20 protein-coding genes and 1 pseudogene are annotated in these 21,112 nt (G+C 69.8%); 10 read left to right on the forward strand and 11 right to left on the reverse strand.

Annotated features, from left to right (window positions below; all coding sequences use genetic code 11):
- Nucleotides 1-256: 256 nt before the first annotated feature.
- Together ITJ59_RS08195 and ITJ59_RS08200 are read right to left on the reverse strand one after the other, a co-directional pair.
- Nucleotides 257-937 carry a GntR family transcriptional regulator gene (locus ITJ59_RS08195; RefSeq protein WP_194650616.1) on the reverse strand — a complete coding sequence of 227 codons (681 nt, stop codon included), beginning with the start codon at nucleotides 935-937 and terminating at the stop codon, nucleotides 257-259.
- Between the two features lie 169 nt (nucleotides 938-1,106).
- Nucleotides 1,107-2,561 (reverse strand): MFS transporter, encoded by a 1,455-nt coding sequence (locus ITJ59_RS08200; protein ID WP_323749451.1) that lies wholly within the window; start codon nucleotides 2,559-2,561, stop codon nucleotides 1,107-1,109.
- Nucleotides 2,562-2,764: 203 nt separating this feature from the next.
- Here ITJ59_RS08200 and ITJ59_RS08205 point away from each other — a divergent pair, with 203 nt between their 5' ends.
- On the forward strand, nucleotides 2,765-4,150 hold the full coding sequence (locus ITJ59_RS08205) for an AAA family ATPase (RefSeq protein ID WP_194650617.1): 1,386 nt from the start codon (nucleotides 2,765-2,767) through the stop codon (nucleotides 4,148-4,150).
- Nucleotides 4,143-6,171 (forward strand): annotated as a pseudogene (locus ITJ59_RS08210) (vWA domain-containing protein). The gene ITJ59_RS08205 and the pseudogene ITJ59_RS08210 overlap by 8 nt, the downstream one beginning before the upstream one ends.
- Nucleotides 6,172-6,465: 294 nt before the next feature.
- On the opposite strand, the gene ITJ59_RS08215 reads toward ITJ59_RS08210, so the two are convergent.
- From ITJ59_RS08215 to ITJ59_RS08225, 3 genes are read right to left on the reverse strand one after another with little or no spacing between them, the layout of a single operon-like run.
- Nucleotides 6,466-7,224 (reverse strand): SCO1664 family protein, encoded by a 759-nt coding sequence (locus ITJ59_RS08215; RefSeq protein WP_194650618.1) that lies wholly within the window; start codon nucleotides 7,222-7,224, stop codon nucleotides 6,466-6,468.
- Nucleotides 7,221-7,751 (reverse strand): DUF3090 domain-containing protein, encoded by a 531-nt coding sequence (locus ITJ59_RS08220; RefSeq protein ID WP_194650619.1) that lies wholly within the window; start codon nucleotides 7,749-7,751, stop codon nucleotides 7,221-7,223. Before ITJ59_RS08220 ends, ITJ59_RS08215 begins: the two co-directional genes overlap by 4 nt.
- Nucleotides 7,752-7,784: 33 nt before the next feature.
- A complete protein-coding gene (locus ITJ59_RS08225) occupies nucleotides 7,785-8,507 on the reverse strand; it encodes an MSMEG_4193 family putative phosphomutase (RefSeq protein WP_194650620.1) in 723 nt (240 codons plus the stop codon).
- 90 nt (nucleotides 8,508-8,597) lie between these two features.
- Here ITJ59_RS08225 and ITJ59_RS08230 point away from each other — a divergent pair, with 90 nt between their 5' ends.
- The 3 genes from ITJ59_RS08230 to ITJ59_RS08240 all read left to right on the forward strand — a co-directional run bounded on the left by ITJ59_RS08230 (nucleotide 8,598) and on the right by ITJ59_RS08240 (nucleotide 11,495).
- Nucleotides 8,598-9,797, forward strand: a complete 1,200-nt coding sequence (locus ITJ59_RS08230) for an MFS transporter (RefSeq protein ID WP_194650621.1) — start codon at nucleotides 8,598-8,600, stop codon at nucleotides 9,795-9,797.
- A gap of 59 nt (nucleotides 9,798-9,856) precedes the next feature.
- Nucleotides 9,857-11,002 carry an AI-2E family transporter gene (locus tag ITJ59_RS08235; RefSeq protein ID WP_194650622.1) on the forward strand — a complete coding sequence of 382 codons (1,146 nt, stop codon included), beginning with the start codon at nucleotides 9,857-9,859 and terminating at the stop codon, nucleotides 11,000-11,002.
- A 64-nt stretch (nucleotides 11,003-11,066) separates the two neighbouring features.
- Nucleotides 11,067-11,495 (forward strand): BLUF domain-containing protein, encoded by a 429-nt coding sequence (locus tag ITJ59_RS08240; RefSeq protein WP_194650623.1) that lies wholly within the window; start codon nucleotides 11,067-11,069, stop codon nucleotides 11,493-11,495.
- A gap of 106 nt (nucleotides 11,496-11,601) precedes the next feature.
- Here the strand turns inward: ITJ59_RS08240 and ITJ59_RS08245 are convergent, their stop codons facing one another.
- The 3 genes from ITJ59_RS08245 to ITJ59_RS08255 are packed head-to-tail and all read right to left on the reverse strand — an operon-like array spanning nucleotide 11,602 to nucleotide 14,916.
- Complete coding sequence (locus tag ITJ59_RS08245; protein ID WP_194650624.1) at nucleotides 11,602-12,975, reverse strand: ABC transporter substrate-binding protein; 1,374 nt, start codon at nucleotides 12,973-12,975, stop codon at nucleotides 11,602-11,604.
- Nucleotides 12,976-12,981: 6 nt separating this feature from the next.
- Nucleotides 12,982-13,923 carry a carbohydrate ABC transporter permease gene (locus ITJ59_RS08250; protein ID WP_194650625.1) on the reverse strand — a complete coding sequence of 314 codons (942 nt, stop codon included), beginning with the start codon at nucleotides 13,921-13,923 and terminating at the stop codon, nucleotides 12,982-12,984.
- Nucleotides 13,924-13,938: 15 nt separating this feature from the next.
- Nucleotides 13,939-14,916 carry a carbohydrate ABC transporter permease gene (locus ITJ59_RS08255; RefSeq protein ID WP_228511256.1) on the reverse strand — a complete coding sequence of 326 codons (978 nt, stop codon included), beginning with the start codon at nucleotides 14,914-14,916 and terminating at the stop codon, nucleotides 13,939-13,941.
- Nucleotides 14,917-15,116: 200 nt separating this feature from the next.
- Here ITJ59_RS08255 and ITJ59_RS08260 point away from each other — a divergent pair, with 200 nt between their 5' ends.
- Together ITJ59_RS08260 and ITJ59_RS08265 are read left to right on the forward strand one after the other, a co-directional pair.
- Nucleotides 15,117-16,349, forward strand: coding sequence for a Gfo/Idh/MocA family protein (locus tag ITJ59_RS08260; protein WP_416354857.1), 1,233 nt, complete (start codon nucleotides 15,117-15,119; stop codon nucleotides 16,347-16,349).
- A gap of 74 nt (nucleotides 16,350-16,423) precedes the next feature.
- Nucleotides 16,424-17,437, forward strand: a complete 1,014-nt coding sequence (locus ITJ59_RS08265; RefSeq protein ID WP_323749452.1) for a LacI family DNA-binding transcriptional regulator — start codon at nucleotides 16,424-16,426, stop codon at nucleotides 17,435-17,437.
- 70 nt (nucleotides 17,438-17,507) lie between these two features.
- Here the strand turns inward: ITJ59_RS08265 and ITJ59_RS08270 are convergent, their stop codons facing one another.
- Nucleotides 17,508-17,963 carry a winged helix-turn-helix transcriptional regulator gene (locus tag ITJ59_RS08270; protein ID WP_194650626.1) on the reverse strand — a complete coding sequence of 152 codons (456 nt, stop codon included), beginning with the start codon at nucleotides 17,961-17,963 and terminating at the stop codon, nucleotides 17,508-17,510.
- An 84-nt stretch (nucleotides 17,964-18,047) separates the two neighbouring features.
- Here ITJ59_RS08270 and ITJ59_RS08275 point away from each other — a divergent pair, with 84 nt between their 5' ends.
- The 3 genes from ITJ59_RS08275 to ITJ59_RS08285 all read left to right on the forward strand — a co-directional run bounded on the left by ITJ59_RS08275 (nucleotide 18,048) and on the right by ITJ59_RS08285 (nucleotide 19,837).
- Nucleotides 18,048-18,743: an SDR family oxidoreductase gene (locus ITJ59_RS08275; protein WP_194650627.1), complete on the forward strand. Its 696-nt coding sequence runs from the start codon at nucleotides 18,048-18,050 to the stop codon at nucleotides 18,741-18,743.
- Between the two features lie 102 nt (nucleotides 18,744-18,845).
- Nucleotides 18,846-19,259 carry a hypothetical protein gene (locus tag ITJ59_RS08280; protein ID WP_194650628.1) on the forward strand — a complete coding sequence of 138 codons (414 nt, stop codon included), beginning with the start codon at nucleotides 18,846-18,848 and terminating at the stop codon, nucleotides 19,257-19,259.
- A complete protein-coding gene (locus ITJ59_RS08285; protein WP_194650629.1) occupies nucleotides 19,256-19,837 on the forward strand; it encodes a DUF6036 family nucleotidyltransferase in 582 nt (193 codons plus the stop codon). Before ITJ59_RS08280 ends, ITJ59_RS08285 begins: the two co-directional genes overlap by 4 nt.
- Nucleotides 19,838-19,843: 6 nt before the next feature.
- Here ITJ59_RS08285 and ITJ59_RS08290 read toward each other — a convergent pair whose 3' ends face one another.
- Both ITJ59_RS08290 and ITJ59_RS08295 read right to left on the reverse strand, forming a co-directional pair.
- The gene (locus ITJ59_RS08290) at nucleotides 19,844-20,407 is read right to left on the reverse strand and encodes a GrpB family protein (protein ID WP_194650630.1); all 564 of its coding nucleotides are present in this window, start codon (nucleotides 20,405-20,407) and stop codon (nucleotides 19,844-19,846) included.
- The gene (locus tag ITJ59_RS08295; RefSeq protein WP_194650631.1) at nucleotides 20,404-20,946 is read right to left on the reverse strand and encodes a GNAT family N-acetyltransferase; all 543 of its coding nucleotides are present in this window, start codon (nucleotides 20,944-20,946) and stop codon (nucleotides 20,404-20,406) included. Before ITJ59_RS08295 ends, ITJ59_RS08290 begins: the two co-directional genes overlap by 4 nt.
- Nucleotides 20,947-21,112 lie beyond the last annotated feature (166 nt).

Genomic DNA, 21,112 nt, shown 5'->3' on the forward strand with positions numbered 1-21,112 from the left:
GAGGGGTGCGGAGCGACGGAGACGTCCGTGTCGTGCGATCCCGGCGGCTCGGTTCAGTCGGTGGGATCGGTCGCGGACGTCGTTCACGGGCTCTCCTGTCGTCGGTGGACACGCCGGGGACGGCAACCGGTCAAGGCTGCACGGAGATGCCTGGCGATTCAGTGCGAACGACGAAGGAGTCGGTGGTGAGGACCGCGGTCGGCCCCGGATCCGTGCCGCGCGATGCGGACCTGTGTGGATCCGCAGGCGCGACGACTCAGGATGCCACGGCCACCCGGAACCGGTCCGGCAGGGCGATCAGCGCCGCGGCGAGCTCGAGCAGGTTCGCCGCACACTCGTCGAGCGCGTCACGCTCGGCAGCGCGCGCCGCGCGGTCGACCAGGTCGAGGCGGCGCGACCGGTCGACCACCGCGTCGATCCCGTTGGCCAGGGCGACGTCGTCCGTGAAGAACATGTCGAGCACGGTCCGCTGCGACAGCAGCCAGTCGGCACTCACCGAAGCCCCGCTCCGTCGGAGGAACCAGCCGGCGAGCTCGACGAACGCCCCTGCCTCGGTCCAGCAGTCGCGCAGCCACACCGGCTCGAACCGGACGTCGATCCCCGCACCGCTCGCCGGGGGCTCGACGACCATCGCGCGCGCGATGCGCAGTCGCTCGGTCATCTGGTCGACCGACCAGTGCGTGATCACCACGCCGACGTAGCGCTGTACCGAGACGAGCTGGTGCGACTCGAGGGTGACGAGGGCTTCGCGCACCGGCGTGCGGGAGACCTGCATGTCCTCGGCGATGGTGTCGAGCCGGAGCCGCTGCCCACGTCGGTACTCGCCGCGCAGGACGTTGTCGAGCAGACGGAGGAACACCGCGTCGCGCAGCAGACTGCGCCGCAGCCCACGCGGATCGAGGTCGCCCAGCCCGGCGCGCGACGGTGACTTGTCCATGAGGCCAGCGTCACGCACGGCGGACGCCCCGGGCGGGGGCGCTGCCGCCATCGTGGATCGTCGTCGTCGGTGTCGCGCTGTGGAGGAGTGCCATGCGGGCACATTTGCAGGCTGTCGACGGCGGCGCTAAACACTCTGAATACAGAATGTTGCATGGCCGGGTGTCGGACTAGCGACGGTCCTTCGCGGCGTCTCCCGTCAGCACGGAGAGGGGCTGCGTGACGTCCTCCAACCCCTTCCGAGCGGCATCGACGCCGAAGATCAGGGCTATCACCCCGCCGCCGATCATCACCGCGGACCCGAGCAAGTAGCCCCAGAAGAGCGGTTCACGCGACGACCCGTCCCCGATGAACGCACCGTAGATGAGCGGCGCGACCGCGCCGAAGACCTGCGCCAGTGCGAAGAAGTACGAGATGGCCTGCGACCGCAGCTCGAGCGGGAAGATCTCGCTCACCGTCAGGTACGCACTGGACGCCCCGGCCGATGCGAAGAAGAACGACACGCACCAGAACGCCACCTGCACCGTCGCCGAGATCGCGTCGGCCCGGAACAGGAACGCCGAGGTGGCGAGCACCAGCCCGGACACCAGGTACGTCAGGAAGATCATCTGCCGACGGCCCCACGTGTCGAAGAACCGACCGAGGATGATCGGCCCGAGCAGGTTCCCGATCGCGAACGGGAAGAAGTAGATCGACGTCTGTGCGGTCTTCAGGCCGAAGAAGTTCGTCAGTACGAGCGCGTAGGTGAAGAAGATCGCGTTGTACAGGAACGCCTGCGTGATCATCATCGACGCCCCGACCAACGTGCGTGTCGGGTACTGCTTGAGCAGCACACGCGCGATCGTCAGGAAGCCGACGCGGTCCGTGGGCGTCACCGTCATCGCCTTCGACTCGTCGACGTCCGGCAGCCGCTTGCCCGTCGACTTCTCGACCGACTCCTCGATCTGGGTGACGGTCGCCTCGGCCTCTTCCTGGCGGCCATGGGTCATCAACCACCGCGGACTCTCGGGGATGTGCCGCCGCAGGAAGATGATCGCGATGCCGAGCACCGGGCCGAGGAAGAACCCGATGCGCCAGCCGATGCTCTCGGAGAAGTTCGCGGTGTCGAGCAGGTAGATGTTCGCGAAGGCACCGAGTGCGGCGCCGCCCCAGTACGTGCCGTTGATCGCGATGTCCACGTGGCCGCGGTACTTCGCCGGGATCAGTTCGTCGATCGCCGAGTTGATCGCGGCGTACTCGCCGCCGATGCCGAGGCCGGCGACGAACCGGAAAGCGGCCAGGAACCAGAAGTCCTGCGCGAGCCCTGCGACACCGGAGCCGATCAGGTAGATCGCGAGCGTCAGGATGAAGAGCTTCCGCCGCCCGAGCCGGTCGGACATCCGCCCGAAGACCAGCGCTCCGACGACCTGCCCGACCAGGTAGATCGTCCCGAGGGACGTCACCTGCTGCGTCGACAGGTCCAGGTCGGCTTGGAATCCCGCGTTGGAGACGATCTGGATCTCCAGACCGTCCAGGATCCAGGAGACCCCGAGTCCGACGACGACACTCCAGTGGAACCGGGTCCACGGCAGTCTGTCCATCCTGGCGGGGACCAGGCTCTTGATCGCCCCGTTCGTGCTGCTCACGAGAGGGGAACCTACGCCGAGATCGGCGAGGTGGTTCACATTCGGTACGAGGGAGACGGCTCGGAGCCGGATCCCCCTATCGAATCCGGCTCCGATGCCGGAGTCTCAATCATTGCGCTTGCTATGGAAACCCACAAGCGGACGGGAGGCGCGCTGCCAGCTGGCACCGCGCCTCCCGTCCGCAACGGCGTAACGTCCAGAACGTGACCCGACCCGACATCCACACGGTCGGCGAGCTCCGCGCTTCTGGACACGTCCAGAAGACGGTCCGCGCCGAGATCCGCGACAACCTGCTCACCGCACTCCGAGACGGCACCGATCCGTGGCCCGGGCTGCACGGCTTCGAGACCACCGTGATCCCGCAGCTCGAACGCGCCCTCATCGCCGGCCACGACGTCGTCCTGCTCGGCGAGCGCGGTCAGGGCAAGACCCGTCTGCTCCGCACCCTGCAGGGGCTGTTCGACGAGTGGACCCCGGTGATCACCGGCTCCGAGCTCGGCGAGCACCCGTACGAACCGATCACCACCGCGAGCGCCCGCCGTGCCGAAGAGCTCGGCGACGCACTGCCGATCTCGTGGCGGCACCGTGACGACCGCTACGTCGAGAAGCTCGCGACCCCGGACACGAGCGTGGCCGACCTGATCGGCGACGTCGACCCGATGAAGGTGGCGGAGGGACGCAGTCTGGGCGACCCCGAGACGATCCACTTCGGGCTGATCCCCCGCGGCCACCGCGGCATCGTCGCGATCAACGAGCTGCCCGACCTGGCCGAACGCATCCAGGTCGCGATGCTCAACGTGATGGAGGAACGCGACGTCCAGATCCGCGGCTACGTGCTCCGGCTCCCGCTCGACGTGCTCGTCGTCGCGAGCGCGAACCCGGAGGACTACACGAACCGCGGACGGATCATCACGCCACTGAAGGACCGCTTCGGCGCCGAGATCCGGACGCACTACCCGATCGAGCTCGACGACGAGGTCGCCGTCATCCGGCAGGAAGCGCAGCTGACCGCCGAGGTGCCGGACGCGATCATCGAGATCCTCGCCCGGTTCACCCGCGCGCTCCGTGGGTCGAGCGCGGTCGACCAGCGCAGTGGTGTCAGCGCACGGTTCGCGATCGCCGGGGCCGAGACGGTCGCCGCGGCGGCCGTGCACCGTGCTGCGCGCCAGGGCGAGCCGGACGCGGTCGCGCGGCCGATCGACCTGGAGACGGCGGTCGACGTGCTCGGCGGCAAGATCGAGTTCGAGAACGGCGAAGAGGACCGGGCGGACGAGGTCCTCGCGCACCTGCTGCGCACCGCCACGGCCGAGACGGTGCGGGCCCGGTTCCGCGGCCTGGACTTCGGTGTGCTCGTCGAGGCGCTCGACGGCGGCACGATGGTGACCACGGGCGAGCAGGTCGGTGCGCGGGCGTTCCTCGAGGGGCTGCCGTCGATCGGCGAGTCCGACCTGTACGACCAGGTGTGCGAGCGGCTCGGGGCCACGAACGACGGCGAGCGTGCGGGTGCGATCGAACTCGCACTCGAGGGGCTCTTCCTCGCACGCCGCATCAGCAAGGAGTCCGGCGGGGGCGAAGCCGTCTATGGCTAGGCGGAACCGTCGGCTGACGCGGGACACCCGCTACGGCGCCGCAGCGCTGTACGGGAAGTACCACGACGGTCCCGATCCGCTGGCCCCTCCGGCCGACCTCGCCGAGGCGCTCGACGCCATCGGGCAGGACGTGATGGCCGGCACCTCGCCCGAGCGCGCGATGCGGGAGTTCCTGCGCCGCGGCGGCCGGACGCAGCGCGGCCTCGACGACCTCGCCCGCAAGGTCGCCGAACGACGCCGGGAGCTCACCGCGAAGAACAACCTCGACGGCACCCTGCAGCAGGTGCGCGATCTGCTCGACCAGGCCCTGCGTGCCGAGCGCGGCGAACTCGCCCGCAACGTCGACCTCGACGACGGCGACCGTGCCCTGGCCGAGATGCAGCTCGACAGCCTGTCCCCGTCACCGGCCGCTGCCGTGCAGGAACTCGGCGACTACGACTGGACGAGCCGCGAGGCCCGGCAGAAGTTCGACGAGATCAAGGACCTGCTCGGCCGAGAAGTGCTCGACCAGCGCTTCGCGGGCATGAAGCAGGCCCTCGAGGGCGCCACGGACCGAGGACCGCGCAGCGGTCAGCGCGATGATGCAGGACCTCAACGCCCTGCTCGAGGCGCACGCCCGCGGCGAGGACACCCAGCAGCAGTTCGACGACTTCATGCGCGAGCACGGAGCGTCCTTCCCGTCGAACCCCGCGACCGTCGACGAACTCCTCGACGACCTCGCCGCCCGGGCCGCCGCAGCCCAGCGGATGCGGAACTCGATGACGCAGGAGCAGCGCGACGAACTCGACGCCCTCGCCCAGCAGGCCTTCGGCTCACCCGACCTGATGGGGCAGCTGTCCCAGCTCGACGGGAACCTGCGGTCGCTCCGCCCCGGTGAGGACTGGGGTGGCTCGGAGCGCATAAACGGCGAGCAGGGACTCGGACTCGGCGACGGTACCGGGGTGTTCCAGGACATCGCCGACCTCGATGCCCTGGCCGACCAACTCGCACAGTCTGGCCCGGGATCAGAACTCGACGACCTGGACCTCGACGCCCTGAGCCGGCAGCTCGGCGCCGAGGCCGCGGTCGACGCCAAGACCCTGCAGCAGCTCGAGAAGGCCCTGCGGAACTCCGGGGCGATGCGCCGCGGAGCGGACGGACAGCTCCGGCTCACCCCGAAGGCCATGCGGCAGCTCGGCAAGAGCCTGCTCCGTGACGTCGCTGAACGGATGTCGGGTCGGCAGGGCGCGCGGGACCTCCGGCAGTCCGGCGCGTCCGGCGAACCGTCCGGCGCCACCAGGCAGTGGGCGTTCGGCGACACCGAGCCGTGGGACGTCACCCGGTCGATCACGAACGCGCTGACCCGGACCGCCGCCTCTGGTCGGGAGGGCCCCGGCGTCCGTCTGACCATCGACGACGTCGAGGTACAGGAGACCGAGGCCCGCACCCAGGCGTGCGTCGCCCTGCTCGTCGACACGTCGTTCTCGATGGCGATGGAGGACCGCTGGGTCCCGATGAAGCGCACGGCCCTGGCCCTGCACACCCTGGTGTCGACCCGGTTCCGCGGCGACGACCTACAGCTCATCGCGTTCGGTCGCGAAGCCGAGGTGGTCGACATCGAACAGCTCGTCGGGCTCGACGCGATGTGGGACAAGGGCACGAACCTGCACCACGCGCTCCTGCTCGCGAACCGGCACTTCCGGAAGCACCCCACCGCCCAACCCGTGCTGCTCATCGTGACGGACGGTGAACCGACGTCGCACCTCGAGCCGAACGGGCAGGTGTGGTTCGACTACCCGCCGGACCCGGTGACCATCGCGCTCACCGTGCGGGAACTCGAGAACGCCGGACGCCTCGGCGCCCAGACCACGTTCTTCCGGCTCGGCGACGACCCGGGGCTGGCACGGTTCATCGACGCCATGGCCAAGCGGGTGGACGGATCGGTCGTCGCCCCGGAGAACGACGACCTCGGCGTCGCCGTCGTGGGGTCGTACCTGGGGTCGCGGCGTGGCGGAGCGTTGTTCGGCGACGAGCTGCGGTGAAACGATCGCGCTGAGGGCTGTTGCGCGCGCCCCCGCAGTCGTATGCTGAGCGCCACCACAGTTGCCCCAGACCCCGGCCGCCGTGACCGATCTTCCCGCACCGACGTCGTCGGTGTGCCGGAAGCGGCTGGCCGAGTGCACCTGATCCGTGCTCGACCGGTCGAGCCCCACGGGGTCCCGGAGCACAACGGCGCGCTCCGCGGACCCCCTGGGTGCCCGCGTCCGCGGATCAAGGACGCGGGCAGGTCGGTGGGTTCCGGACCCGACGGGACCCGCCGACCCCATCACCCTCGTTCAGAACAGCGGCCACGGCACCGCGGGACCGTGGCCCGGCGGCGGCGGGAAGATGCCGACCGCGCGGAGCGCCGCGCAGCGCGCACGGAGCGTGTCGACCTCGGCCGGGGTCAGGTGCTCGGCGAGCGCGTCCCCCAGGTCGCCACGGAGCGCCTCCGAGACCCGGTCGAGTCCCTCGAGTTCGTCCGGCCCGAGCGGTTCCCCGATCCAGCCCCACAGCACCGTGCGGAGCTTGTGCTCGACGTGGAAGGCCAACCCGTGGTCGACGCCGTACCGGTGCCCGTCGGACATCGCCAGCACGTGCCCGCCCTTGCGGTCGGCGTTGTTGACGACGACGTCGAACACGGCCATCCGGCGCAGTGCCTCGGAGTCCTCGTGCACGAGCGTCACCGGCTGGTCGTGTTCGTCGATCGCTTCGAGGACGGGGAGCCACTGCGACCCGTCCGCCTCGGCATCCTCGGGCGCGACCAGGTCGACGGCGTCCTGGTCGGGGTCGACCGTCTGCCAGCGCTGCACCATGCCGGGGCCGAACGGGCCGTCCCCGAGCCAGGTCGGTGGCACGATCCCCCACCCGAACGCCTCGGACACCAGGTGCGCCGCGACCTCGCGGCCGGCCAGGGTGCCGTCGGGGAAGTCCCAGAGCTGACGCTCGCCCTCGATGGGCTTGTAGACGACGGCGTCACCGTCGAGGTCGGCCAGGAACGTGGCGTTCGACGCCTCGCGGATCCGCGCCGTGATGCTCAGCGAGCCGTCGCTCATGCGTCGCCGGGCGGACGACCAGCGGCGACGATCTCACGGGTGCGTTCGACGAACGCCCGTGCGGTGCCGACGGGGATCTTGACCTGGAAGAGCTCGTCGGGCTCGGGGATCTCGACGACGGCCTCGATCTCGATGCCGTCCTCGCTCTCCTCGGACACGATCTCGACGTCGTCGTCGTCGATCGGGTACGCCTCGATGACGACCTGCGCGGTCGACGGGTCGAAGCCCAGGCTCAGGGCGCCGGCGCGGAACTCGGGTTCGACCGGCTGGTCCAGCGGCTCCGGGTCGCGGAGCTCGACGGGCGCGGTGTCGGGCACGCTGAACCGGTTCGCCTCGACCGTGGCGACCTCGTCGAGCAGCTCGTCGATCTTCTCGGCGAGCACGGCGGTCTGCTCCTTCTCGAGGGTGACGCTGGTGACCCGCTTGCCCGAGCGGGCCTGCAGGTAGAAGGTGCGTTCGCCCGGACGGCCGATGGTGCCGACGACGAGGCGGTCCGGCCAGTCGAAGCCGTGGACGATGGAGGGCATACCCGCATTGTAGGAGGGCCGGCCTGCGCCCGTTCAGGGTCTGGCAGGACCCGTCCCGGACGGAGCCTCCGGATGACCGGCCCCACCCCCGACGGCGGCGTCCCCGCTCGGTGCCGCAGCGCTGGCGAGCCACGAGAGGTCGCCGGACTCGGTGTTCGTCGCGACCACCTCTGGACGGTGCTCGCCGTAGCGCACGACGGACACCGAGGCCGGCCCCACCCCGATGCGCTGGAACAGGTCGAGGTGCATGCCGAACGCATCGGCGAGGACGGACTTGATGATGTCGCCGTGGCTCACCGCGACCCAGACCGCACCGGGCCCGTGCTCCGCCTCGACCTCGGCGTCGATGCGTCGGACGGCTGCGACCGCGCGGGACTGCATGGTCTGCATCGACTCGCCGCCGGGGAACACCACGGCGCTCGGGTTCGCCTGCACCGTCCGCCACAGCGGCTCCTTCGCCAGGTCGGCGAGCTTCCGCCCCTGCCAGTCGCCGTAGTCAGCCTCGGTGATCGCCCGTTCGATCGTCGACACCGGTGCGTGGGGCTGCCGGTCCAGGATCGCGCGGGCGGTCTGCCGGCACCGCTCGAGGGGGCTCGACACCACGGCCACGACCGGCACGGCGGCGATGCGCACGGCGGTCCGTTCGGCCTGCCCCCGGCCGACTGCGTCGAGTCGCACGCCGGCGGTGCGTCCGGCGAGCACGCCCGTGGCGTTCGCGGTGGTGCGTCCGTGTCGGACGAGGAGGACGGTCGCCATGTGCCCGATCCTAGGCGGCACCGGGCACGACGCCCGTCGGCGAGCGCGGCTGCCCTTGACGGGCGGTCGGTGGACCGATCAGATGGACCCATGACCCGGCACCCTCGAGGGGCCCTGTTCGCCACGTCGACGATGACCGGCTTCGGCATCGCCACGTGGGTGACCAGGACGCCCGCCATCCGCGACGAGCTCGGGGCGTCGATCGAGGCGATGGGCCTGGTGCTGCTCGGGCTGTCGATCGGGTCGATGATCGGGATCCTCGGTGCCGGTGCGCTCGTCCGAAGGCTCGGCACGCGACCACTGATCCTGCTCGGCGGCGCGCTGCCCGTCGTCGGGATGGTCCTCGTCGCCCTGCTGGCCCCGGCGCAGGTGCCGGCAGGGGTGTGGGCGGGGCTGTTCCTGATCGGGTTCGGGTCCGGGGTCGCCGAGATCGGGCTGAACGTCGAGGCGGCCGCGGTCGAACGGCACCTCGGACGTCCGGTGGTGCCGGTGCTGCACGCCTGTTTCAGCCTGGGCACCGTCGTCGGCGGGGTCGTCGGCATCGCGATGACGGCCGCCCGGACACCGGTGGTCGTGCACCTGCTCGTGGGGGCTGCGGTGATGGCGGCACTCGCCGCCTTCGCGGCCCTGAACCTGCAGCCGCTGCCGCGTGCGACGGCGACGCAGAACCCCGACGACACCGCCACCGCGGCTTCCCGCGTCAGCACGACCACCCGCCGCTCCGTCCTCACCGTGCAGCTCGCCCTCATCGCGGTGATCACACTCGCCATGGCCTTCGCCGAGGGTGCAGCCAGCGACTGGCTGCCGCTCCTGATGACCACCGATCACGACGCTCCCGAAGCCGTCGGTTCGCTCGTGTTCACCGGCTTCGCCCTCGCCATGCTCATCGGCCGGTCGGCCGGCACCCCGCTCGTCACGCGGCTCGGGCGGGGGCGGGTCGTCCGGCTCTGCGCCGCGGTCGGTGCCGTCGGTGTCCTGCTCGTGGTCGTGTCCCCCAGCCCGGTCGTCACCGCGATCGCCGCGGCCGTGTGGGGGCTCGGCATCGCCCTCGGGTTCCCGCTCGCGATCTCCGCCGCTGGTGACCACCCGACCGACGGGGACCGCCGCGTGTCGGTCGTCGCCACCGCCGGGTACATCGCGTTCCTGGTGGGGCCGCCACTGCTCGGCTTCGTCGGCGAGCACCTCGGCCTGCAGGCGGCGATGGTCGTGCCCCTCGTCCTGCTCGTCGCGGCCTTCGTCGTCGCCCCCGCCGCCCGCGACGCCGACGTCCGGCGGACCGTCTCCGCCTGATCCGCGGCACGGAGCGCGGGTCCGGGCGCGCCGCCCCACTGATCGGTACGGTCGTTCCCATGCCGTTCTTCCGCGACAGCCCCCAGCCGACCACCCCCTCGAAGATCCAGGCGGCGTGGTCCGACTCGACCGGCCGACTCGCGACCCGGTGCCTGCAGGTGATCATCGTCGTCGTGGTCATCGCCGGCGTGGTCTACGCCGGCAGCGTCCTCAGCGTCGTCACGATCCCGGTGCTCCTGGCGCTCATCATCGCCTCGGCCATGCACCCGGTCGTGTCCTGGCTGCGCAAGCACAAAGTGCCGTCCGTGCTCGCGACCCTGGCGGTGCTGCTCGGCGTGCTCGTCGTGCTGGGTCTGCTGGCCTGGCTGATCGTCGTCGCGGTCGAGAACCAGTGGTCCCAGCTGCAGAAGTCGGCGGTCGACGGGTTCCAGCAGTTGCAGGACTTCGCGAAGAACCTGCCGTTCTCGATCTCGGACAAGCAGGTCGACGACGCCGTCGCGACGGTCACCGACTTCGTCACGAGTGCGCAGTTCGGCTCCGGTGCGCTGGCCGGCGCCTCGGCCACCGCGAACTTCCTGACCGGCCTCGTACTGATGATCGTGGTGCTGTTCTTCTTCCTCAAGGACGGCCCCAGCATCTGGGCGTTCCTGCTCCGCCCGTTCACCGGTGAGCGCTACGCACGGGCACGCCGGGTCGGTGACCGCGTGGTCTCGACCCTCGGCGGGTACGTCCGCGGCACGGCCTCGGTCGCCGCCGTCGACGCCATCGGCATCGGTGTCGGCATCGCGATCGTCGGCGTCCCGCTCGCGCTGCCGCTGGCCGTCGTCGTCTTCATCACGGCCTTCATCCCGATCGTCGGTGCGACCGCCGCCGGCATCCTCGCCGCGCTCGTCGCCCTGGTCGCGCTCGGCCCGGTCCAGGCGCTCATCGTGGTCGGCATCGTGATCCTGGTGAACCAGCTCGAGGGGAACTTCCTGCAGCCGGTCCTGATGGGTCGCACGCTGAAGCTGCACGGCCTGGTCATCCTGATCGGCCTGACCGCGGGCACCGTGCTGGCCGGCATCACCGGCGCCATCATCTCGGTCCCGCTGCTCGCCGCGGCGTGGGGCGCGATCCTGGTCTGGGACGGTCCGGACACCCCCGCACGTCCGTGGCGCAAGAAGCGCAACGAGGACGTCACGGCCCACGAACTGCCGGCCGACTGATCCCCGGGGGCGTTCTGCGGACATCCGTTTCGCGCAATCAGGCCCGTCCCACGAAGATGGACCCGTGCTCGTCTCCATCGTCTACATGAGTCGTGCCGTCGTCCCCTTCGACGACGGTGCCCTGGCGACGCTGCTGGACGACTCACGGCTCCGCAACGAGGCCCTCGGCGTCTCCGGACTGCTCGTCGTGAAGGGCGGGCGGTTCATGCAGTTGCTCGAGGGTCCGGCGTGGAGCGTCGACGACCGGTTCGCCGCCATCAGCCGTGATCCGCGGCACGGCGAGGTGAAGTCGCTCATCCGCGAGGACATCGAGCGTCGACGGTTCGACGGCTGGTCGATGGCGTACCGCTCGCTCGACGACGCGGACGTCCACACGGAGCCGGGTTTCAGCCCGTTCCTGTCCGGCGGGACCGACTTCCCGCGGTCGTTCGACCGGACGAGCGCCGCATGGCTGCTCAAGTGGTTCCGCGACCGGGAACTGCACGACCTGTGACGGTCGTCCGACGTGACCGGTGACGGACGGGAGGCGCGGTGCCAGCCGACACCGCGCCTCCCGTCCGCCTGTGGTCGCGGCAGACCGCGTCAGGTGACCTGCGCGCTCAGGTGAGCGCCAGCAGGTTGTTGACCTGCTCGTTGACGCCGGTCAACGTCGAGATCGGCTTGCCGTTCGCGTAGACGTTGTCGAAGGCGGGCTGCAGCAGTGCCTGCACGTCCGCCGGGTTGCGGGTGACGGGGAACAGGAACGTCGTCTGCTCCTCGACCTGCCGGGTGAAGGCCGACACGTCCAGCCCGCGCTTCCGGAACGACGCCACTGCCGCCTCGGTGCCGGCTGGTCGGGCCGGGAACACCACACCCGCACGACCGACGATCTCCTGGGCGGTGTCGGTGCCGAGGAACGCGACCCACTTCGCCGCGGCCTCCGGGTCCTTCGCCTGCTTCGTGATCGAGTCGCCCAGCCCGTTGAACATCGACGCCCGCTTGCCCGTCGGCCCGATCGGCGTCGGGGCGACGGCGATGTCGAGGTCCTTCATGTTCAGGTACGTGCCGATCATCCACGAGCCGTTGAACGACAGCGCGCACTTGCCCGCGCCGAGCTGCACGTCCGGACCGGTCGTCGTCGAGAAGACGCCGTACTTCGCCATGTAGCCCTTGTCGGCCAGGCGGTAGTACCAGGCGAGGGTGTCCTGCACGGTCTGCTCGTCGTAGCGGAACTCGTCGCCCCACGGGTTCTCGTTCGTGTAGAACCAGTCGGTCGACCCGGTGAACGGCGACCACTGCGTCTGGCCGAACCCGTCGCCGCCGGATCCGTTCGACGAGATGCCGTAGACCTCGACGTTCTCCTTGTCGAACCCGGGCTCGTCACCCCGACGGCCCTTGGAGTCGATCGTCAGGTGCGCGAGCATCCGTTCGAACGAGCCGCCGTCGTCCGGGTTCCACTCGAGCGTGGCGAGCTCGTCGTCGGAGACCCCGGCCTTCTGCATCGCCCCGCGGTCGTAGAACATCCCGATGGTGTCCCAGTCCTTCGGCGAGCCGTAGCGGTGGCCGTCCTGGCCCTTCCACAGCTCGGCGAGGCCGGACTGGTAGTCGTCGTCGCGGATGGACTTCGTCGCGTCGAGCTCGTCGAGCTTGTACAGCACGTCGAGGTCGGAGAACTGCGGGAACTTCGTCAGGTGGTCGGTGAAGACGTCCGGGGCGGTGCCGGCGATGAACCCGGCCGTCAGCTTGGTCCAGTAGTCGGCCCACCCGAGCTGGGTGATCTGCACCGTGATGTCGGGGTTCTCGCGGTGGAACGCCTTCGCGACCTGCTGGTAGGCGGGCAGCTGGTTGGAGTCCCAGAGCCAGTAGCTCACGGTGCGGGCACCGCTCGTCGAGGCGGTGCCCCGGCTCGGCGACGAGCACGCGGCGAGGGCGCCGAGGGCGAGGGCGGAGGCGCCGCCGGCGAAGAGTGCGCGGCGGGAGATGGAGTGCGTCATGGATTCCTACTTGATCCCGGAGAAGCCGATGGAGTTGACGATCCGCTTGGCGAAGACGCCGAACAGCACGATCATCGGGAGCGCCGCCACGAGGGTCGCGGACATCAGGCCGGCCCAGTCGGTGCCGGACTGCGGGGACTGCGACTTGAAGACGCCGAGCGCGACGGTGAGCACCCGCGAGCTGTCGGTGTACGACACCATCAGCGGCCAGAAGTAGTCGTTCCAGCTCGTGATGTACGTCAGCACGGCGAGCGTCGCGATCGGTGCGGCGGCCATCGGGATGACGAGCCGGAAGAACACCCGGACCTTGCCGGCGCCGTCGATGAGCGCCGCTTCTTCGACCTCCTTGGAGATGCCGAGGAAGAACTGCCGCAGGAAGAACACCGCGAACGGCGTCATGAACATCGTCGGCAACGCGATGCCGAGCAGGTTGTCGACGAGCCCGAGCTGCTTGATGAGCGTGAAGTTCGGCAGCAGCGTGAAGATCGCGGGCACCATCAGGCCGGCGAGGAACACCCCGAAGACCTTGTCGCGTCCGGGCCAGCGCAGCCGGGCGAAGGCGTACGCGGCAGCGGCGGAGAAGAACACCTGGCCGACCGTGACGAGCGTCGACACGATCACGGAGTTGAGCAGGTACCGCCAGAAGTTCAGGGCGGCGCCGGAGCCACCCTGCGCCAGGGCCTCTTCGGTGGACTGCAGGCCGAGGACGCGCTCGAACCCACCCAGGCTGAACCCGACGGGCAGCAGTGACGTGGGGTCGGAGTTGATCGCACCGTTCGACGACAGGGCGGTGCGCAGGATCCAGTAGAACGGGAACAGGGTGACGACGATGACGATGGTCATCGCGACCCAGGCGAGGACGCGGCCGACCGACGGACGGCGACGGTGGCCGGCTCCCGGACGGGGCGGACGCTTCGTGGTGACGGAACGGGTGAGGGTCGTGGTCATGGTGCGGCGCTCCGTTCAGTCCAGGTCCGACTCACCCGAGCGGGTGAGGCGGTACTGGATGATCGTGATGATGCTGAGGACGATGAGGAGCGCGACCGAGACCGCGGACGCGTAGCCGAACTGGAACCGGCCGAACGCCAGGTTGTAGATGTAGTTCTGCACGACGTTCGTGGCGTTCGCGGGGCCGCCCTGCGTGGTGACCGCGACGGTGTCGAACACCTGGAACGACCCGATCACGGTGATGATGAGCACCAGGGACAGGATCGGGCGGAGCAGCGGCACCGTGATGCGCCAGAACATCTTCCACTCGCTGGCTCCGTCGATGCGGCCGGCCTCGTAGACGGTCTCGGGCAGCGACTGCAGGCCGGCGAAGATCAGCAGCGCTGTGTAGCCGACGTGCCGCCACACGTTGATGAGCGCGATCGACGGGATGCCCCAGACGTCGCTCTGCAGGAACGGGATGCGGTCGAGGCCGAGGGCCGCGAGCATCTCGTTGCCGATGCCGAGCTGGGTGTCGAGGATCCACAGCCAGACCAGCGCCGCGACGACGTTCGACACCAGGTACGGCGCCAGGACGATGCCGCGCACGAAGGTCGACTTCGTCAGGCGGTGCATCATCACCGCGATGAACAGTGCGACGACCGTCTGGATGACGATGTTGATGAGCACGTACTCGATCGTGACGACCATCGAGCGCCAGAAGATCGAGTCCTGCACGAGCCGGGCGTAGTTCTGCAGCCCGGTGAACTCCGGCTCGGTGAGCAGGTTGTAGGACGTGAAGCTCAGGTAGATGCCCCGCACGGTCGGCCAGGCGAGGAAGACCACGAAGCCGATCGCGGCCGGGGCGATGAAGACGAGCGCGAGCCACAGGTCGTTCCTGGGACGGCGACGGTGTGGGGCGGTGGTGCTGGCGAGCGGGAGGTCGGCTGGCCGACTCCTCCGTCTCGTGCTGGCGGTCGTCAAGGGTGACGACACTGGGCTCTCGGTGGCCATCGCGACTCCTTCGTCTGCGGTGGACTGACGTGCAGCAGTCCGTGAGCCGGGAATCTACACGTGGGGACACCGGGTGGCAAGAGGCTATTTTCCCGTTTGCATCCGGGGTTGTCACGTGTAGACAATTGTGTCAGGATGACGTTCGATCGCATCGGCGCGACCTGCCCGGCGACGCATCCCCCACCTTGGAAAGGTCACTGATGATCTCTGTCGGAATGGTCGGAGCGGGCCAGTTCGCCCCCCAGTTCGCGAAGCTGTTCAAGCTCCACCCGGACGTCGACCGCGTCTTCGTGACCGACCTCGTCGACGACCGTGCGTCGGAGCTCGTCGAGTCACAGCACCTCGACGGCACCTTCGCGGACTTCGACGCCGTGCTCGCCTCGGACGTCGACGCCGTCGCGATCTTCACGCAGCGTTGGACGCACGGCCCCCTCGTCGTCAAGGCGCTCCGGGCCGGCAAGCACGTCTACTCGGCGGTGCCGATGGCGATCTCGGTCGACGAGATCCGCGACATCATCGAGGCCGTCCGCGAGACCGGGCTCACCTACATGATGGGCGAGACGAGCTACTACAACCCCGCGACGGTGTTCGCCCGCAAGCAGGTCGCCGACGGCGCCTTCGGCCGGGTCTTCTACTCCGAGGGCGACTACGTGCACGACATGGACCTCGGGTTCTACGCCGCGTACCAGTTCAGCGGCGGCGACGACTGGAAGCGCACCGCCAGCTACCCGCCCATGCTCTACCCGACCCACTCGGTCGGCGGCGTCCTCGGCGCCATCCCCGGACACGCGGTCAGCGTCAGCTGCATCGGCGTCAAGGACGACCGGGGCGACGGGGTCTTCGACAAGGACGTCAGCCAGTTCGACAACGACTTCTCGAACGCCACGGCCCTGTTCGAGCTCGACAACGGCGGCGTCATGCGCATCAACGAGATGCGCCGCGTCGGCTACCCGTCGCACATCCGCGAGTCCCGCTTCCGCTACTTCGGCACCGAGGCCAGCTTCGAGCAGCTCGCCAAGACCAGCGTCTGGCAGGACAAGGAGGACTCGCACGACATCAGCGACAAGATCAACACGCAGGCGACGATGGACCTCGACGACCCGCGACTCGCCGGGGTCGACCCCTCGTTGCGCGACGCGTTCGTGTCCGGGTACGCCGAGGTGCACGACACCGACCGCCTGCCCGCCGAGTACGCCGGCGTGCCGACCGGACACGAGGGCTCGCACCAGTTCCTGGCCGACGACTTCGTCCGCGCCGTCGTCGACCGGACCCTGCCGCCGGTGAACGCCTGGACCGCCGCACGCTTCACACTGCCCGGCATCATCGCCCACCAGTCGGCACTGCAGGGCGGCGAACGCCTCGAGGTGCCCGACTTCGGCGACGCCCCGGAGACGGCCTCGGCGGCACCCTCGTCTAGTATCGCCAGCGAATAGCAAGTGGTGTTCGGGTGTCGGTCCGCACGGGCCGGCACCCGAACGCGGCTTCCGACACGACGAAGGTGGCACCCGTGACCGTCCCGACGAACCCGAGGGCGGTCACCCGAGCCGACGTCGCCCGGTACGCCGGCGTGAGCACCTCCGTCGTCAGCTACGTCGTGCACGACGGCCCCCGCCCCGTCGCGGCCGCCACCGCCGCCCGGGTCCGCGACGCCATCCGGGTCCTCGGGTACCGCCCGAACGCCAGCGCCCAGGCCCTGCGCACCGGGTCGTCGAAGATGCTCGGCCTCATCGTCCCCGAGCTCGACAACCCCTTCTGGTCCGAGCTCGCCGTCGAGGTCACCCACGCCGCCGCAGCCCGCGGCTACGACGTCCTGCTCGCCAACAGCGACGGCGACGCCACCCAGGAGCGCGAACGGCTCCGCAGCCTGTCCGCCCGCCAGGTCGACGGCATCATCGTCACGAGCATCATGACCCATCCGGACCTGTCCACCGTGACGGACCCGGGCATCCCGATGGTCCTGCTCAACACCTTCTTCGAGGTCCCCGACTACGCGAGCATCGGCGTCGACGCCCTGCGTGGCGCGTACGACGGCACCAGGCACCTGGTCGAGCACGGCTACGGGTCGATCGGCCTCGTCATGGGGCACGCCGGCTCGATGGAACTCCGCGAGCAGGGCTGGATGCGGGCACTGCGCGACGCCGGCCTGCCCGACGGCCCGATCGTGCGGTGCGACTTCACCCGACGGGGCGGCTACGAGGCCGGCCTCCGGATGTTCGCGGACGGGACCGGACCCCGCGCAGTCTTCGTCAGCTCGGACATGCAGGCCGTCGGCGTCCTGCGGGCGCTCTGGGAACTCGGCCTGCGCGCACCAGAGGACGTCGCGATCGTGTCGTTCGATGGCGGTGCCGAAGCGGACTACACGAACCCGCAGCTCACGACGGTGCGGCAGCCCATCGAGACGATGGCGACCGCCGCCGTCGACCGCGTGCTCGGACTCGACGCGGACAACCAGTGGCACCGTGACCTGGTGCCCGCCGAGTTAGTCCTGGGCGCGAGTTGCGGGTGCGACGTGCGTCGCTGACGTACCCACCAGCGGACGGGAGGCGCGGGGCGGCGCGACCAAGAGCCTCCAGGCCGTCAGCTGGTCGCGTTCAGGACGCGTGCTCCATGACGGCGCTGAGGCGCGCGGTCGGGACGGGCAGCCGCGCGTCGCGCGTCACGGCGGCGGCCTCGACCGCCTCGCCGCTCTCGGTGTCGACGAAGCGCAGGTCCGAGGTCAGCTCCGTGGGCCGGTACCGGTCCGCCCAGCCGCCGAGCGCCAGGAGCACCAGCGAGAGGTCGCGGCCGGCGTCGGTGAGGACGTACTCCTCGCGCGCTCGCGCGCCCTCTGGCTTGTAGGTCGTGCGCTCGAGCACTCCCCCGTCGACGAGTGACGCCAGCCGTGCCGTGAGCACTTCGCGCGGGACGCCGAGGCTCTGCTGGAACTGGCTGAAGCGCGTCGAGCCGGCGAGGGCGTCGCGCACGATCATGAGCGTCCACTTCTCGCCGAGGACGTCGAGGGACCGTGCGATGGGGCAGCGCTCGTCGCCACCGAGGATGCCGAGCATGCGTTCATCCTAGCTGGGTTCGATTTCCGGACACAACGTGCTAGGTTCGATTTCCGCACTCAACTTCTTCGTTTGGAGCCCCTCATGACCGACCTCACCAATGCCGTCGTCCTCGTCACCGGAGCGAACGGCGGCCTCGGCGCCGAGTTCGTCCAGCAGGCCCTGGACCGCGGTGCCGCCAAGGTCTACGCGACCGCCCGCACCCCGCGCACCTGGGACGACGAGCGCATCGTGCCGCTCGCCCTCGACGTCACCAGCCAGCAGAGTGTCGACGCCGCCGCTCGTGCCGCCGCCGACGTGACCGTCGTGGTGAACAACGCCGGGATCGCCGGGGCCGACCCGCTCGTCGAGACCTCGGTCGAGGAGGTCGAGCGCATCTTCGCGACGAACGTCTTCGGTGCACTCCGGGTCGCCAAGGCCTTCGCCCCCTCGATCGGCGGCGGTGCGCTGATCGACGTGCACTCGGCACTGAGCTGGGTCGCCCTCGCCGGCGCGTACTCGGCGTCGAAGGCCGCGTTCTGGTCGATCACGAACTCCCTGCGCCTCGAGCTCGCACCGCAGGGAACGCAGGTCGTCGGCGCACACCTCGGCTACACCGACACCGGCATGACCGCGGGGCTCGACGTCGAGAAGTCCGACCCGGCCGACATCGTCCGGCTCATCTGGGACGCCGTCGAGGCCGGTGAGCACGAGGTCCTGGCGGACCAGGTCAGCCGTGACGTGCGTGCCGGGCTCAGCGCTTCGCTGACGGCGCTGTACCCGATGCTCGCGACCGCCTGATCCATCCGGCGGTTCCGGTTCAGCCCCTCCGCGGTTCCACGAACCGGAACCGTCCGCGTGATCGAGTGCCGGCGAGACCGGACGGACACATAGAATTCGACCATGGCCGGGAACGCACTGTTGATCCCACTGTCGAGGGCAGCGGAGCTCATCCGTGACGCGCTCCGGATCGGCCACGTCGCCGCGGCCGATCGGGCTCTGACCGATGCGGTCAGTCGCATCCTGCACGCCGCTCCCGGCACACCAGTTGATCCAGGTGTGACGGAGCGGGCTCCGACCGTCGGCGATGAGCACTACGACGCGCTCCTGACCACGGCGTACGCGTACGCGCTCCTCCGGCACGGGACCCAGCCGCCGACGTGGATGCTCGAGCTCCGTCCGCTCGATCGCGAATGGCTCTGGGATGGCGACGCCGAGGCTTCACTCGAATGGCGGTCGTTCATCAAGCAACGGACGCCCGATCTCTTCCTCCGGAAGAACATCTTGCTTCGCGAAGGCGACCTCGAGGCCGCATGACCGAGGACTACCGTCTCCTCAGCGGCGCTGAGGTCGTCGACCTCCTCGGTGAGCTGTTGGAGCGACTGGCTGGCCGCGGCGTCGAGGTCGAGACCTACATCGTCGGAGGAGCCGCTGTCGCCGTGCACCTCGGCCGCGACGAAGTGACCCCCGACATCGACGGACTGTTCCAACCGATGGACGAGGTGCTCGTCGAAGCGCGAGCCATGGCGGCCGAACACCGACTCGACCCCGAGTGGATCAACTCCCGCGCGTTCTCGTTCATGGAGTTCTCGCCGAGTGACGACACCGAAGCGCTGCACACCACCATCAACGGTCGCCCGGTCGTCGTGGCCTCGAAACGACGGCTCTTGGCGATGAAGCTCGCGGCGTCCCGCCCGAAGGACCGGACAGACCTCAACCGTCTGATCGTCGACCTCGACGTGAGGACCGCCGAAGAACTCGTGGCGATCGCGCGAGAAGCGTACGGCGACCACAGCATGACGCTTCCGGACGACCCAGCAGAGGTCCAGCTGATCGCCGAGGAGGCGCTCCGTCGGGCAGACACGTGGAGACGACGAACACACGCGGCGGAGTGAGCGAACTCAACCGCGGGCGCCTCTGCCGGTGATGTCGCGGTTCACTTCGGTGATCGCGGCGCGCTCCTCGACGGAGATGCCTGCGGCGGCCAGGACACGGCTGAGCACGTCGCTCTTGCGCTCGATGTACTCGTCGATGTCCTGCGCCTCGGCGGCCGCGCGGCGCTTCACGGCGGCGTACTCATCGCGCAGCACCGGGTCGGCGCGCAGCACGTCTCGGACCGCGAGGTGGTTGCGGAGCGAGAGCGACCCGGCGGTGGCGACGTAGGTGTTGCTCGGGGCGAAGCGCTCCGGTGTCCGGAAGGCCTGCCGGTCTGGGACACCGAGGTCTCCCCGAGGTTCGAAGCCGATCGCGGTCAGCGCTGCGACCGCAGCCGTGACGTCGCCGGCGTCGACCACGATGTCGACGTCGATGACGGGCTTCGCTGCGAGACCCGGCACCGAGGTGCTGCCGACGTGTTCGATGCTCCGATACCGAGCGCCGGCGGCGTCGAGCGCTGCGGCGTACGCGTCCCGCAGCACCGCGAACCGCTCGGGCCACGACGGCTGGTACTCGACGACCTCGATCACAGTGTCCGCCGCGTGGCAGGCGGTGGTGCGAGGAGCTGGAACATGACGTGGTCGCGCCAGGCGCCGTCGATCTTGATGTACTCCGGCGCGAAGCCGTAGCGGGTGAACCCCGCGGACTCGAGCGCGCGCTGCGACCCGACGTTCTCCGGCAGGGTCTCGGCCTGCACCCGATGGAGTCGGAGGACGTCGAACGCGTGGGCGGCAGCAGCGGCGACGGCGCGGGAGGCGTGGCCCTGTCGGGTTCGGTCGGCGCGGATCCAGTACCCCATCGCGCAGGACTGCAGAGCGCCGCGCGTGATGCCGCTCAGCGTGATGCGCCCGAGCAGTTCACCGTCGGCCGACTCGATCACGAACGGGACCGCGGTGCCGGCGCGCTCCGCAGCGAGCGACTGCACGATGACATCATGCTGGCCCTGCTCGGTGAAGTACGCGGGAGCCCGGGTCGGCTCCCACGGACGCAGGTGCTCGGCGCTCGCGGTGATGACGGCGGCGAGCGTCGCCGCGTCGTCGACGCGGAGCAGGCGCAACCGGGTGTCCATGGCGGAGGGTGTGGGATTCGAACCCGCCCCACCGTCCCGTGGTTGCGCGGCAGACGCCTCAGATCGCTGGAAAAACGGCAACGTAGGACACTCCTCGATCACAACGATGTGCGTGAATCACGTGGTGGTGTGGGCAAATTGTGGGCACAGAGCGTTCGGTCGTCGC

The organism is Curtobacterium sp. VKM Ac-1393 (assembly GCF_015350995.1).
In the GTDB taxonomy this organism is placed as follows: Bacteria; Actinomycetota; Actinomycetes; order Actinomycetales; family Microbacteriaceae; genus Curtobacterium.

What these genes read in the sequence shown, in the direction of transcription:
- ITJ59_RS08230 (WP_194650621.1), top strand. Translation starts at nt 8,598, where the DNA reads ATGACCCGGCACCCTCGAGGGGCCCTGTTCGCCACGTCGACGATGACC.
- ITJ59_RS08260 (WP_416354857.1), top strand. Translation starts at nt 15,117, where the DNA reads ATGATCTCTGTCGGAATGGTCGGAGCGGGCCAGTTCGCCCCCCAGTTC.
- ITJ59_RS08235 (WP_194650622.1), top strand. Translation starts at nt 9,857, where the DNA reads ATGCCGTTCTTCCGCGACAGCCCCCAGCCGACCACCCCCTCGAAGATC.
- ITJ59_RS08245 (WP_194650624.1), bottom strand. Translation starts at nt 12,975, where the DNA reads ATGACGCACTCCATCTCCCGCCGCGCACTCTTCGCCGGCGGCGCCTCC.
- ITJ59_RS08220 (WP_194650619.1), bottom strand. Translation starts at nt 7,751, where the DNA reads ATGCCCTCCATCGTCCACGGCTTCGACTGGCCGGACCGCCTCGTCGTC.
- ITJ59_RS08225 (WP_194650620.1), bottom strand. Translation starts at nt 8,507, where the DNA reads ATGGCGACCGTCCTCCTCGTCCGACACGGACGCACCACCGCGAACGCC.
- ITJ59_RS08215 (WP_194650618.1), bottom strand. Translation starts at nt 7,224, where the DNA reads ATGAGCGACGGCTCGCTGAGCATCACGGCGCGGATCCGCGAGGCGTCG.
- ITJ59_RS08195 (WP_194650616.1), bottom strand. Translation starts at nt 937, where the DNA reads ATGGACAAGTCACCGTCGCGCGCCGGGCTGGGCGACCTCGATCCGCGT.
- ITJ59_RS08275 (WP_194650627.1), top strand. Translation starts at nt 18,048, where the DNA reads ATGACCGACCTCACCAATGCCGTCGTCCTCGTCACCGGAGCGAACGGC.
- ITJ59_RS08280 (WP_194650628.1), top strand. Translation starts at nt 18,846, where the DNA reads ATGGCCGGGAACGCACTGTTGATCCCACTGTCGAGGGCAGCGGAGCTC.
- ITJ59_RS08250 (WP_194650625.1), bottom strand. Translation starts at nt 13,923, where the DNA reads ATGACCACGACCCTCACCCGTTCCGTCACCACGAAGCGTCCGCCCCGT.
- ITJ59_RS08285 (WP_194650629.1), top strand. Translation starts at nt 19,256, where the DNA reads ATGACCGAGGACTACCGTCTCCTCAGCGGCGCTGAGGTCGTCGACCTC.
- ITJ59_RS08255 (WP_228511256.1), bottom strand. Translation starts at nt 14,916, where the DNA reads ATGGCCACCGAGAGCCCAGTGTCGTCACCCTTGACGACCGCCAGCACG.
- ITJ59_RS08295 (WP_194650631.1), bottom strand. Translation starts at nt 20,946, where the DNA reads ATGGACACCCGGTTGCGCCTGCTCCGCGTCGACGACGCGGCGACGCTC.
- ITJ59_RS08270 (WP_194650626.1), bottom strand. Translation starts at nt 17,963, where the DNA reads ATGCTCGGCATCCTCGGTGGCGACGAGCGCTGCCCCATCGCACGGTCC.